Origin of the sequence: Streptomyces pseudovenezuelae (genome assembly GCF_029892565.1) — a bacterium.
Taxonomy (GTDB): Bacteria; Actinomycetota; Actinomycetes; order Streptomycetales; family Streptomycetaceae; genus Streptomyces; species Streptomyces pseudovenezuelae_A.
Genome location: NZ_JARXVH010000002.1, coordinates 529,708 through 543,227, shown reverse-complemented (window position 1 = coordinate 543,227; position 13,520 = coordinate 529,708). Strand labels below are relative to the sequence as shown.

Below are 13,520 nucleotides of genomic sequence, written 5' to 3'. Positions count from 1 at the left end.
GCCCTGAATCCGCACCCCAGATGAGACGTTTCCGCAGGTCACAGGGGTGCATAGTGGGGCGGGTGGGACTCGAACCCACGGCCGACGGATTATGAGTCCTTGAGGATCTTGGCGGCCCTTGTCGATCAATGCTCATCTTGGCCGTTTTCCCAGGTCAGACGCGGTTAGGTACCTCAGTCCTTCTCGGCCCGTGTCAGTCTTTTCCTATCCCTGTGTCCAACCTGCGTCCAGAACGCGTCCTGGAAGGGCAGGCTCAACCAGCTTCCGAGACGATCGCCCCAACTCAGGAGTGCGCCTCGAACTCGCCCGCAGCAGATTTCCCTTCCACCGTGCAGAGGCTCCGCCCCGAGTTCCGGGGCGGAGCCTCTGTGGCCGTTTTCGCAGGCCAGACATTGTCTCGTCAGCCCATCCGGCTCAGTCGCCTTCTTCCAGGGTGAGCTGAAGGGATCGGGCGGGCTGCGGTTTCGGGCGCGCGCGGATCGTGTACGCCATCGACGTGCGGGCCGCAGCCGAGGGGGTCAGCATGTGCTTCGCCTCCGGCGACACCCCGGGCCTCACCGTCACCGACTCCGACCCGTACGCGGTGGTGGTCGGTGGCACCACCCTGGGCATCGGGGCCGCGAAGAACCGCGTGTTCGAGACCGGCTGGTCCGACGACCTCGGTTCGCTGAGCAGCGGCAAGCGGACCGACCTCGGCGTCAGCGGAGGCGGCGGGGGCGGGGGCGGGGGCGTCAGCGACGTATACCGGCAGCCGTCGTACCAGAAGGGCGTCGTCCCGGCGTCGATGGCTCGGGGCAAGGTGGCCCACAAGACGGTGCTCGGCCGGGCCGTGCCCGACATCGCCGCCGACCCCGACACCGGCATACTGACCGGCTACACCGACACGGACAGCCACGGGAACCCAGGGCGCTACCGCACCGTGTCGAGTGCCGGCACCAGCCTGGCCACCCCGCTGGTCGCGGGCCTCGTCGCCGACGCCCAGCAAGGACGGAAGTCGCCCTACGGCTTCATCAACCCGCTGCTCTACCGCCTGGCCCGCACCCATGCGTTCCACGACGCCCTACCGATTAGCACGTCCACGCCGCAGCGCGACCGGGCCGCGTACATCGCGCCCGACGACACCTCCACCAGCGCGAACGTCGACGTCTTCGACGCCCAGAAACGCCCCGACACCCAGCAGGTGACCGCCAAGGGCTACGACACCATGACCGGCATCGGCACCCCCAACGGCGCCGCCTTCATCGCCGCCCTGCGCCGCGGCCACTGGACCCATTCCGGCGGCTGAGGCCACTGGGTTGGATGCTCTCCGTCCGTGAAACTGGCTCCTACAAAGCCTCCACCAGACTCGCTTTGTCGGGGTTGGCCAGTCGGCCCGGATCTTCTGAGCGCACCCGCATCACATCTCCGCTCGAGGCACGACCACCACACGCGCGAGCAACAACAATGCCCCCAACTCGCCGTCGCGAACATGCAGTCTATGAATCGTCGCAGTTCAGAGCCGGTATCTGAGCTCCTGCGGTCGGTAAAGTCGAAAAAGTAATTGAGATGGCAACCTTTCCGCTCTGAGTGGCCACTAAGGGGTGTACCGACGAGGGCGAGCCGTGGTCAGCGGCGCTATGCCCTCTGTGTCAACATCCGATCGGAGCCCCACGTGTCATCAGACGACCCGAGATCCGCCGAGCAGCCGATGCCTCGGGGTCGCACGCCCCGCCGCCGTAGCCGGATGCTCCGGCATTGTGTCGTGGGGGCGGTGGCGGTGCTCGCCGCCTCGGCCGGTGTCGGCGCCCTGGCGCCCAGCGCGGGCGCCGCGTCGACGGTCGGCATCCGTGTGGATGCCGGTACCTCCTTGGGCACGGTGCCCAGCAGCGGCGCCGGCCTCAACACGGGCGTCGGCGACGAGAACATGGGCACCGCCAAGGTGACATCGCTGATGAAAGCCGCGGGAGTTCGGCAACTGCGCTTTCCCGGCGGCTCCGGCGCGGACGCCTACCACTGGAAGACCCACACCATGGACGACGGCGGCTGGATCGCGCCCAACACCGACTTCGACCACTTCATGGCCACTGCGAAGAAGGTCAGCGCCCAGCCGATCCTGACCGCGAACTACGGTTCCGGCACCCCCCAGGAGGCCGCCGACTGGGTCAAGTACGCCAACGTCGACAAAGGCTACGGCGTGAAGTACTGGGAGATCGGCAACGAGGTCTACGGCAACGGGCACTACGGCAACGGCAAGGGCTGGGAACTTGACAAGCACGCCGACAAAAGCCCGACGGCGTACGCGAAGAACCTGGTCGCCTACGCGAAGGCGATGAAGGCCGTGGACCCGAAGGTGAAGATCGGAGCGGTGCTCACCACCCCCGGCGGCTGGCCGGATACGGAGAAGGCTCCCGGTGACAGCGCCGACTGGAACCACACGGTGCTCTCCATCGCGGGACGCTCGATCGACTTCGTCATCGTCCACTGGTATCCGGGCGGCACCACCACTGCCGACCTGCTGAACACCCCCTCCCGGATCGCCGGTGTCAGGTCCACGCTGCGCTCGCTGATCGCCCAGTACGCGGGCTCGCGTGCCGCTTCGGTGGAGATCGCGGTCACCGAGAACGGTGCGGTCGGCTCGCCCGCCCAGACCAGCCAGGCCGCGGCCTTGTTCGCGCCGGACACCTACATGACCTGGTTCGAGCAAGGTGCCACCCACGTGGACTGGTGGAACCTGCACAACGGCACGGACCAAGCACCCACCACCGTCAACGGCCAGACCGACTACCAGGACGGGGGCGTGCTCTCCGCCGGCACCTGCGCCGGGGGGAAGTGCGAACCGCCGCGCGATACGCCCTTTCCCACCTACTGGGGCATCCGCTCGCTGACCGCACTGGCGCAGCCCGGCGACACCATGGTCAAGTCGTCCTCGGGCAACGCGTCGGTTGCTGTGCACGCGGTACGGAGCAGCAACGGCGGTCTGAACGTCATGCTGATCAACAAGAGCCCGCAGAAAGCGGCGCAGGTGTCGCTCTCGTACGCCGGATTCACCCCGGCCGCAGGCGCGGTCACGACCGTTTCGTACGCCCAGGGCGGCACCGCCCTGACCACGGCGAAGCGGGGCACGGCGGCCGCACAGACGCTGCCGCCGTACTCGATCACGACTCTCCAGATGAAGTCCGCGTCGGGGACCGCCGGCGTCGCCAAGCCGACACCCGCCCCCACGCCGACCGCCGCCGCGCCGGTCGTCTCCGGCACGACCGGCACCCGCGCGCAGGGGGAGATCGGCGCACCCGTCGACGGGACGACCCCGAGCAGCACGTCCGGCGGCCTGGCTTCCACCGGGGTGAGCACCACTGTCACGTACAGCGCCCTCGGTGGCCTGCTGGTCATCGCTGCCGGCGGCATGCTGGCGCTTCGCGGACGCCGCCGCAGGGCTTCGCACAGGAAGTGAGACCGCGTGAGTGACCGACGGCCCGGCAGCAACGCCACCCACCCGTGGCGTGCGCGCCGGGCCGTCGGCCCCCGCGCCGGCGTCGGCGTCGGCGTCGGCGGTCAGGAAACAAACAAGGCCCGGGTCGTTGACCTGGACCTGGCCTCGGCACCGGTCCCGACCCGTGGGGCGGCCCATGGGCCGCGTTCCGGGCCACCGTGGAACTGCCGCGCGAGGACTTCGCGACGAACCACAACCAGGTCGTCCAGGCCGGCATGGCCGCCATCGGCACCACGCTCCGCGTCGGGATCGACCTCCAGGCCGTCCAGGGCGAACAGCTTCCGCCGCTCGCCTGACGGGGAGACGGCTCGGCCCTCTGCCTCACTCGGGAAGCAGGGGCCGAGCCGTCTGTGGCCTGTACCTCCTGGTGGCTGAGCAGGATGTCGACACCGTCCTGGCTGCCGTGCAGCGTGATACCGGGAAGAGTCCGGCGGCTGCGGTGGGCCGGTCGACGTCAAGCCGCGCGGCATCGCCTCCCGCGGTACCGGCGGCCGCGCCGACCCTCGGAAGTTGCCGCCAGGGCGCGGTCCAGCCCGGAACCCGCCGTCCAGGCGAAGGCAGCGTGACGTGAACCGGCCCGGCCACACCGCGTCGCTACCCCGATATCCGGGGCACGCAGGGCCTGGATGAACCAGTCGAGTACCGGTGCCAGGCTTTCCGGGGGCGACCAGCCGTTGATCACTGCGAGCAGCTGAAGGTACCGCTCCCAGTCAGCGTTGTTCGCGGACCCTCGCCGCCGGTCTCACCGACCGGCGGCAAGGGCCACAGCGTCGACCTGCGCGAGCCCACCCGGCGGTTCGCCGGGCCGACAGTCGCGGGGTCTGCGTTCCCGCACGTCACCTGACGGAGTCCTACCCGCTCGACTTACCTCACGAGCCTGGGCCTGGCCACACTCCCGGCCTGGCCTGCGCCCAACGACGCCGCAGCCGAGGTCGTCGTCTACCGCCGCTGTGGCACGGGCTTCAGCCGGTGCCGGAGATGACGGTGCTCAGGGGCAGGGCGAAGGCGAGGGCCGCGCAACCGGCGAGGCCGATGACGGGGTACGAGGCGGTTGGGTCGTCTGTCTTGTGGGGTGAGGGTCCAGGAGGGGTTTCCCCAGGTTCAGGGCCGCAGTGCGCTCCACTGAACTTCCCGTGCCCCGGATCAGGAGCCGTTCTCGTCGTCCGTTGTCCAGCCCAGCAGTTTGACGTGGCCGACGGTGACGACGTGATGGTGCATGGCACGGGCGGCGGCTTCGGCGTCGCCCGCGCGTATCGCATCGGCGATGAGCCGGTGCTGTGCGAGGGACTGCGTCGGACGGCCGGGCTGACGCAGCGACTCTGTCCGGCTTTCCGCGATGGACAGTGAGATCTCCGCCATGAAGTCGCCGAGCAGTGCGCTGTGGCCAGCCGCGGTCACGGCCGCATGGAAGCGCTGGTCCTCGGGAGCTCCCAGTTCGCCGCGCTCAACTGCCTTGCTCATCGCGGTGAGCGCCGCATCGATCTCCGCCAGGTCCTCGTCCGTACGGCGCATGGCCGCGAGCGCCGCGAGTTTGGTCTCCAGCGCGTCCCGGGCGTCCAGGACATCCGGCAGCCGACGCCGCCGGTCGATCATCGTCTCCAGCGGTTCCGCGTCGAGCCGGTCGCGCAACAGATAGGTGCCGCCGCCGTGCCGGGTGTCCACGAGGCCCTGGACCTCGAGGGCCACGATCGCCTGCCGTACGGAGGTGCGGCTCACGCCGAGCCACTCGGCGAGGTCGCGTTCGGGAGGCAGCCGGTCGCCCGCGTGCAGCCCTTCGCTCTGTACGTACTCCCGCAGCCGCTCCACCACTTGCTCATACAGACGGGGCCGTGGCAGCGGGCGCATCGCATCGGGCACAGGCGCAAATTCCCTTCCCCGTAAAGCTGTTGGGGTTCAACGCGACCCCTTGACAGCGATTGGTGCGGGTCTGACACTCTAGCCCATCGGTCCAGTGGTCCAGTGGTCCATCCAATTTCTCGATCAGGCAACACCTGCTCCAGAAAGGCCCATCCAGGTATGAATTCGACCGAATCGCCCGACGGAGCCCTCACTGGGATCCGCGTCCTGGACCTGTCCCGCATCCTCTCCGGCCCGCTCGCCACGATGGTCCTGGCCGATCTGGGCGCCGACGTCATCAAGGTCGAGGACACCAAGGGCGGCGACGACACCCGCCATTGGGGCCCGCCGTTCCAAGGCACCGAGGCCTCCTACTTCCTGGCCGCGAACCGCAACAAGCGCGGTGTCAGCGTCGACCTCAAGACGGCTCAGGGACGCGAGTTCGTACTGCGCCTCGCCGACCGCGCAGACGTCCTGGTCGAGAACTTCCGCCCCGGCAGCGCCGATCGTCTGGGCCTGGGCTACCCGGAACTCTCCTTACGCAACCCGGGTCTGGTGTACGCCTCCATCTCCGGTTACGGCCAGACCGGACCCTGGGCTTCCAGGCCCGGCTACGACGCCATCGCCCAGGCCCAGAGCGGCATGATGAGCATCACCGGCGAAGCAGGAGGCCCACCCATGCGCCCCGGCATCGCCACCGCCGACATCGGTGCCGGCATGTGGGCGACGATCGGCATCCTGACCGCCCTGTACGCACGCCGGTCCAGCGGTCGCGGCCAGCACATCGACATCTCGCTGCTCGACGGGCAGTTGGCCTGGCTCACCTACGTGGCCGGCGGATACTTCACCACCGGTGTCGCACCGGGACCGCACGGCACGGCGCATCCGACGATCGTCCCGTACGAGGCACTGGCCGCGGCCGACGGGCACGTGATGATCGCCGCCGGAAACGACCGGCTGTGGCGCAGGCTCACTGAGACCGTCGGCCTTCCGGACCTCGCCCACGACCCTCGATTCGCAACCAACCCCGACCGGGTACGCCACCGCACGGAACTCATCCCGCTCCTGGAGTCCGCGCTCGCCCGTCGCGACTGCGCCCAGTGGGCCGAAGCACTCAACTCCGCGGGGGTGCCCTGCGCGCCCATCAGTACCGTCGAGGAGGCGCTGACCAGCGAGCAGGCCGTGGCCCGCGCGATGGTCCAGGAACTGCACCACCCCACGGCCGGCCAACTACGCACAGTCGCCTCCCCGTTGAAGCTGAGCGGCACGCCCGCGTCCATCCGCACCGCGCCCCCACTGCTCGGACAACACACCGACGAGGTGCTCGCCGAGTCCGGCTACAGCGCGGCCGAGATCGCGGAGTTGCACACCGCGGGGGCCGTACGGTGAGCGGCTCGGCGGCGATCGGCGTCCGCCGTGACGGCGTCCTCGCCACCGTGCGTGTGGGCACCGGACGCCGGGCCAACGCTCTGGGCACCCACGACTGGAAGGCACTGGCCGGTCTCTTCGAAGACCTGGCGAAGGACCGTACGCTCCGGACCGTCGTCATCTCCGGTTCCGGCAGCGGCTCCTTCAGCTCAGGATCCGACATGCGCGAATGGCTCTCGGTGGCGCCCGGCGAGATCGATGCGAGCTTCGCAGCCATGGAGAGCGCGCTGACGGCCATCGAGCGCCTGCCGGTCCCCGTCGTCGCGTCCGTCCGCGGTACCGCCGCGGGCGCGGGCTGTCAACTCGCCTGCGCCTGCGACCTGCGCATCGTCTCCGAGGACGCACAGCTCGGGATGCCCGTCGCGCGCTGGGGAATCCTGGTGCCGCCCGCCTTCGCCGCCCGTCTCTCCCTGCTCACCGGGCCCGCGACGGCCCGCGACCTGCTCTTCACCGGACGGCTGGTCGACGGCCACGAAGCCCTGCAGCTCGGCCTTGCCACCGCCTGCGTCCCCGCGTCCGAACTCGACGACGCCGTGGCCGCCCTCACCAGCTCGATCACCGCCCAGCCCGCGGCGGCGATCCGCGCCGCGAAACGCTCCGTCGACGCACTCCTGGCCCCCGTAAGAGACCGCCTGCGCACCTCCCCGACCGGTCCTGCCGCCGACTACGACTCCATGCAGGCCGGCCTCAGCATGTTTCTCGCACGCGTCTCCCACACCGGCTGAACCGCACTTCTCGTCACCTTTCGAGCCGAATCGAGGTCCCCGTGACGATCAACGAGCAACCCGCGACGAGCACCACGCACCCACTCCCCGGAACCGACCGTCTCACCAAGGCCCAACGTCACGCGTTCTGGGGCTCGTTCGGCGGCTGGGCCATGGACGGATTCAACTGGACCATTTTCGGTCTTGTCCTCGCCCCCACCATGGCCGACCTGCTGCCCCGGGCCGGCATCGCGGACACCCCCGACAACGTCGGCTGGTACGGCCAGATCAGCGCCGCCCTGTTCCTCCTCGGCTGGGGCTGCTCCTTCATCTGGGGTCCCGTCGCCGACCGATTCGGACGCAAGCCGGCCATGATGGTCTCGATCCTGACGTACGCGGTGTTCACCGCCCTGGCCGGCGTCTCCACCAACCTCTGGGAGTGGAACGCCTTCCGCTTCCTGGCCGCCATCGGCGTCGGCGGCGAATGGGCCATGGCCGGCACCCTGTTGGCCGAGGTCATGCCGGAGCGCGTACGGATACGCTTCGGCGGCCTGATGCACTCGGCCGCGTACTTCGGCGTCCTGCTCGTCGCCGCCGTGTACCTCCTCTTCGGCACCGCACTCGGCTGGCGCGGCATGTTCTTCCTCGGCGGCATCCCCGCCTTCGCCATCTTCCTCATCCGCCGCACCACGCCCGAGCCCGAACGCTGGAAGGAGCAGGCCGCCGAACGCGCGCAACGGTCCTTCTGGCAGCCGGTCAAGGAGGTGCTGAGCGGGCAGTACCGGGCCCGGACCATCGGCAACCTGATCCTGCTTGTGGTGTGCGTCATCGGCCTGTGGGCCGGGTCCACCTACGTCCCCACCGCCATGAACAACCTCTCCAAGCGCGCCGGTTACAGCCACCTCACCACCGTGCGCCTGGCCGGCCTCTCCACCATGACGGTCGCCGCCTTCACCATCCTGGGCTGCTTCTGCGTGCCCCGCCTCGCCGGCCGGCTCGGCCGCCGCAAGGCACTGGCCGCACTCTTCGCGCTGATGACCGTGGGCACGGTGGGCACGTACGGCGTGGCCTATCCGCTGCACTCCATCGCCCTGACCTTCGCCTTCCTGCCGGTACTCGGGCTCGGCGGGGCGAGTTTCGCGGTGTTCACCATCTGGCTGCCCGAGCAGTACCCGACCCGGATGCGCGCCACCGCCTTCGCATTCACCACCACGTTCTCCCGCTGGTTCGCCGCCGCAGGCACCTTCCTCATCGGGTACGGCATCCACGCCTCCGGCTCCCTGGCGCTTCCGCTCAGCCTCACCGCGGTGGTCTTCGTCATCGGAATGGTCCTGGTGCCACTGGCACCCGAGACCCGTGGCGAAATCCTGCCCGACTGATCCCGACACCTGACCCCCGGCCGTCCCACGTCAGAGAGGCAGCACCCGCATGCGCTCGTTCCGCAGACCCGCAACGTGTCGTACGGCCGCCGTTGCACTGGCACTTGCTCTCGCCGCGGCCGGGACCGCAGGCTCCACCTCGGTCTCGGCCGCCGAACACCAGGGCGGGAGACCGTGGTTCACCTCCTGGGCGCAATCCCAGCAGGACCTCGCCCATCGCATCACGTAGCCTGAATCTGGCTGCATAGGTCGTAGATATCTACGTAGCGGGGCAAAGCCCAACCTCACCCTCACCCGCACCGACACCAGCGGATCCATCACCCTCTACAACGACAGCACCGGCACCACCGACCTCGTCATCGACTCCAGCGGTTACTACACCTCACTGATACCCCCTCGTGAGCACTGAGGTCGGGCACGCAGCGCGTGCCCGACCCCGGCCAACTCCCTGCAAGGCAGCTAAGGGCAAGGCCGCCATGCGGCGCGGGGGCCAATCGACGCTCGGGCAGGCTGGCTCACCATCGCCCGCCGTCACGTTCCTGCGGGAGAGGTCGGGGCCACTCAGAGGCCGCTACGCCTGCGTTCCGGGCCGTTTCCTGTTGGGGCAGTTTCCTTGGACCCTCGCCAGACGTACTGCCAGCAGCCCACAGGCCCCACCCGCCACACGGAACGCCCTGAGCAACCGGCAGACGAGTCGCCGGACAACACATCCGGCCCAGTTCGCGGATACCTCCGGCCTCAGGACGGCCTCAACGCACGCCCAGTCACAGAAAGCCGGGCAGAACATCTCTCGGTTGATGCACATCCACGCAGGTCAGAAGGACATCAACCTATGCAGAGCAACGAGGTACGAACTCACGAGCAGCGGATTCAGTCCGTTCAGGCAAAGTTGACGATCCGACAGGACAAAATGAACGTTTCCGCAGGTCAGAAGCCTGCACAGGTGGGGCGGGTGGGACTCGAACCCACGGCCGACGGATTATGAGTCCCTTGGGGGGCTTGGCGGCCCTTGCCGATCAACGCTCATCTTTGTCATTTTCCCAGGTCAGACGTGCCGATCAATGTCAGTCCTGTGTGGTGCTTGTCGATCTGTTCCTGTCCTTGTGGCCCCTCAATGGCCCCTGGGAGCCGATGAGTTGGGCGCCTGCCACAGCAGCCGCCGTGCCCGCCCAGTTCAGCCAAGGGGACAGAACCCTCGCACAGTGGAGTCCCTTACCGGGGGAGCTGGCCACCGCCCTCCTCGCCCGAGGTGGAGCCGCACAGCGTTTTCGCAGGTGAGCCGCCTGATCGCAGACTAGCGCGTCGTTAAGCCCGTTCGGAAAATCTCGTCCAGCACTCCAGCGCCTGGTCTGCGACGAGTTCAGCGGGGCAGCGCCCGGCGTGCACTGGTCGCGCCCCCGCTCGCCGGGTGCTGTCGATGACCGCGTCCGCGATGCCCCCTCGGCGCCGCGAACACGGCCGCTTCGTGATGTCGGCACCTGCCTGACAGGCGTCTGGCGGCAGGTCAGCGGAGCCGGGCGGTCAGGTGATATCGGCCCGAGGGCAACCTGTACGAGGCCACACCGTCCTTGTGGCCGAGGAGACGCACCCCGTCCACTCGGGCCAGCGGAGTCCGTCCTTCGCGGACGGCATCGGCGGAGATGGCTGAAAGGCGCAGCGTCGCCTCGCTGTTGGCGGGCACGAGCGCGTCGTACACAAGGCTCCCGCCTCCGTCCTCCATCTTCCACTCGCTCCTGATCTCGCCGTACGGCGACTCGTGCGAGCCCGACACCTGCGTGATCCTGGCGGTGGGATCGATGTGGGGTTGCAGGACGAAGTGCTTGAAGCCGGGGCTGTCCGGGTCGCGGGCGATGCCGGCCATGTAGGCGTACATCCACTCCATGATCGCGCCGTAGGCGTAGTGGTTGAAGGAGTTCATGCTTACCGGCCCGAACCCGTCCTCCTTGGAGTAGGAGTTCCATCGCTCCCAGACGGTGGTGGCGCCGTTCTTCACGGAGAACAGCCAGGACGGCAAGGCGTCCTGGTGGAGCAGCTTGTACGCCAGGTCCGCGCGCCCCTCATCGGTGAGGATGGGGGCGAGGACGTTGACGCCGAGGAAGCCGACGGACAGCGTGTTCTCGGCGTACCTGACCCGGCTGCTGTTCGGGTGCGCCGCCTTGTAGGCTTCGTCGTTGCCGATGTTGTCGGCGAGATGCCCGACGAGTGTGCGGCGTTGGGCCTCCGTCTCGTAGAAACCGAGCTTGAGGACCCAGAGCAGCGCCGTCTGGCTGTTGTCCTCCGTCTTCTGGTTGGGGTCGGAGCCCGGTTCGATCGGGGAGGCGTCGCCGAGGCTGGACTTGACCGTGACCGCGCCGCCCTCGGTGCTCAGGTACTTGGTGATGAACGCCTGCCTGATGCGTCCGAAGAGCCGGTCGTACACCTCTCCCTCCGCCGTCCCGCCGATCGCGCGGGCCATCTGTGCCATCAGCCGGGTGCTGTAGCCGTAGTAGACGTCGCTCATCAGCTGGGCGCTGGTCTTCTGGGGCCCCAGCCAGTCGCCGGTGAGGGAGCCCTGTCCGGCATAGGTGTCGCCGGTCTGCTCCTGGATCCAGTCCAGGTAGCGGGTCATCGCCGGCCAGTTGTCCTTGACGATGGTCGCGTCCCCGGTCATCTGCCACACGGCCCAGGGCACGATGACACCGGCGTCCGCCCAACCGCTGCCGCCGCCAGGGAAGTTGAAACGTGCGGTGGGGGCGACCCCGGTGAACTGGGCTTTGTCCGTACCGTAGATGGCCTGGGAGTCGACGACCGTGTCCTGGAAGTGACTGAGGAAGACCCCGGCGTCCACGTTGTACAGACCCGTCGTGGAGAAGACCTGGGCGTCGCCGGTCCAGCCGAGGCGTTCGTCGCGCTGCGGGCAGTCGGTGGGCACCCAGAGGTAGTTGCCGCGCTGACCCCAACGGATGTTGCTCGCAAGCTGGTTGATGTCGGGATCGTTGGTGGTGAAGGTACCGATCTCGCGGATCGCGGAGGTGGCGACCTTTCCGGTTAGGCCGGCGATCGTGACGGTGTCCGTCGTGGTGACGGACACATAACGGAAGCCATAGAAGGTCAGGCAGTCCTGGTGGGTCTCGCCGTGCCGGTCGCCCTTGAGGATGTAGGTGCTAGTGGCCTTGGCGCTTCGGAGACTGGCCCGGTAGAGGGAGCCCTCGGGGCCGTCCGCGCCGGTGCTGTCGTCATTGAGCATCTCGCCGAACCTGAACTCGACCTTGGCTCCGGCGGGGCCGCGCAGGCTGTAGCGGGCCACACCGACCATGTTCTGACCGAGGTCGAAGACGGCCGTCTCGCCACTGCCGATCGTGGCCGAGGCGGAGGCCGCCTTCACGGTGTCGGTCACCGTCCGGGCGGGGTCCACGACGATGCGGCCCCTGCCGTTGGGGCTGCCGTCCTGCCCGGTCACCCCCGTGGCGACGGTGATCGACCGCGGTCGCCGATCCCAACGGTCCATGAAGCGCGCGGTCTCGCCCGGGTAGACGAGGAGCTGCGCGTCCGGGAACTTGTCCTCGAAGGCGACTCGCTCCACGTCCGACCAGGCGGAGTCGTCGAACCCGTGCGCTGTCCAGCCCGGCAGCTCCATCCGGGCGTCGTAGGTCTGGCCGTCGTAGATGTCGTCGGCGCGGTAGGGGCCGGTGTCGGTGGCCTTCCAGCCGCCGTCCGGCCCGGTGACGACCGTCTGCGACGTCCCGTCGGCGTACCGGATCAGTAGCTTGGCCTTGACGGCCAAGGCGTTGCCGTCCGCCGAGTAGTACGTACTGCCGTCGGATATACGGCCGTTGTACCAGCCGTTACCCAGGACGAACCCGAGGGTGACGTCCGCGCGCTCTCGCGTCACGAGGTCCGTGACGTCATACGTCATGTAGTTGACGCGCGCGTCGTAGTTCGTCGAGCCCGGGGGGAGCAGTTCGATCGCGGTGCCGTCGTCCTGCGGGACGGTCACGTGGCGTCCGTTGACATAGGCCTCGTACACGCCGAGGGCCGAGACGTACAGCCGCGCCTCGCGGATCCCCTTCTTCAGAACCACTTGCCTCCGAAGCATCGGCGCCCCAGCCGAGTTGGGGACCTTCCCCTTCATCCCGATCCACTGCGAGCCCTCCCATCCGCCGACGCCGTCGGTGCTCATGAGGCCGGTCTCGAAGAAGGCGGGGGGCGCCGTACCGACCGGACGGCCTTCGGCGTCCCAGACGGTGACGGTCCAGTGGTAGCGGGTCGAGGTGTTCAGCGCCCTGCCCGCGTAGCGGACAGCCACAGAATCGGCGGAGCGTACGCGGCCGCTGTCCCAGACGTCCGCGCGACTGGCCGTCAGCCTGTCCCGTGAGCTCGCCACCAGGATCTGGTAGGCCCCCTGGCTCCGCCCGCGCGACGCGGACCGCATGCGCCAGCCGAAGCGCGGCCGCTCGGCGTCCACGCCCAGGGGGTCGGTGCGGTGTTCCACGGTCAGTCCGGTCACCGCGGCGTCCGGACGGCGGGACGGTGCCGCCTGCGCGGTGGCCGAGCCGCCCACGGCGCCGGCCACTACCGGCACCGCGCCGGCCGTCGCCACGAGCGTGGTTCTACGGCGGATTCCCGCGTTGCCTCCGCCGGGGGCATCGCTCTTGTCGAGGTCACGGTCCGTGCCGTCCGCATGGTGGGGTGCATTGCTCACACCGTCATCCCTTCGGGTGTTGG

Annotated in this window: 7 protein-coding genes and 2 pseudogenes; 6 read left to right on the top strand and 3 right to left on the bottom strand. The window is 68.8% G+C overall.

Annotated elements, in window-relative coordinates:
• The first annotated feature begins 481 nt into the window (after positions 1-481).
• The 3 genes and pseudogenes from M2283_RS07205 to M2283_RS07195 all read left to right on the top strand — a co-directional run.
• On the top strand, positions 482-1,285 hold the full coding sequence (locus M2283_RS07205) for a S8 family serine peptidase (protein ID WP_280875242.1): 804 nt from the start codon (positions 482-484) through the stop codon (positions 1,283-1,285).
• A gap of 438 nt (positions 1,286-1,723) precedes the next feature.
• Positions 1,724-3,430, top strand: coding sequence for an LPXTG cell wall anchor domain-containing protein (locus tag M2283_RS07200; protein WP_280875241.1), 1,707 nt, complete (start codon positions 1,724-1,726; stop codon positions 3,428-3,430).
• Positions 3,431-3,573: 143 nt separating this feature from the next.
• Positions 3,574-3,765 (top strand): annotated as a pseudogene (locus M2283_RS07195) (YceI family protein); the annotation flags it as partial.
• A gap of 317 nt (positions 3,766-4,082) precedes the next feature.
• Here the strand turns inward: M2283_RS07195 and M2283_RS07190 are convergent.
• Positions 4,083-4,181 (bottom strand): annotated as a pseudogene (locus tag M2283_RS07190) (MerR family transcriptional regulator); the annotation flags it as partial.
• Positions 4,182-4,612: 431 nt separating this feature from the next.
• Entirely contained in the window at positions 4,613-5,326 is a 714-nt protein-coding gene (locus tag M2283_RS07185; protein WP_280875240.1) for a FadR/GntR family transcriptional regulator, read from the bottom strand.
• A 159-nt stretch (positions 5,327-5,485) separates the two neighbouring features.
• On the opposite strand from M2283_RS07185, the gene M2283_RS07180 reads away from it, so the two are divergent.
• From M2283_RS07180 to M2283_RS07170, 3 genes are read left to right on the top strand one after another with little or no spacing between them, the layout of a single operon-like run.
• Complete coding sequence (locus M2283_RS07180) at positions 5,486-6,694, top strand: CaiB/BaiF CoA transferase family protein (RefSeq protein ID WP_280875239.1); 1,209 nt, start codon at positions 5,486-5,488, stop codon at positions 6,692-6,694.
• Positions 6,691-7,458: an enoyl-CoA hydratase/isomerase family protein gene (locus tag M2283_RS07175; RefSeq protein WP_280875238.1), complete on the top strand. Its 768-nt coding sequence runs from the start codon at positions 6,691-6,693 to the stop codon at positions 7,456-7,458. Before M2283_RS07180 ends, M2283_RS07175 begins: the two co-directional genes overlap by 4 nt.
• A gap of 41 nt (positions 7,459-7,499) precedes the next feature.
• Positions 7,500-8,816, top strand: coding sequence for an MFS transporter (locus M2283_RS07170; RefSeq protein WP_280875237.1), 1,317 nt, complete (start codon positions 7,500-7,502; stop codon positions 8,814-8,816).
• A gap of 1,504 nt (positions 8,817-10,320) precedes the next feature.
• Here the strand turns inward: M2283_RS07170 and M2283_RS07165 are convergent.
• Positions 10,321-13,377: an alpha-L-rhamnosidase gene (locus tag M2283_RS07165; RefSeq protein ID WP_280875569.1), complete on the bottom strand. Its 3,057-nt coding sequence runs from the start codon at positions 13,375-13,377 to the stop codon at positions 10,321-10,323.
• Between the last annotated feature and the right edge of the window lie 143 nt (positions 13,378-13,520).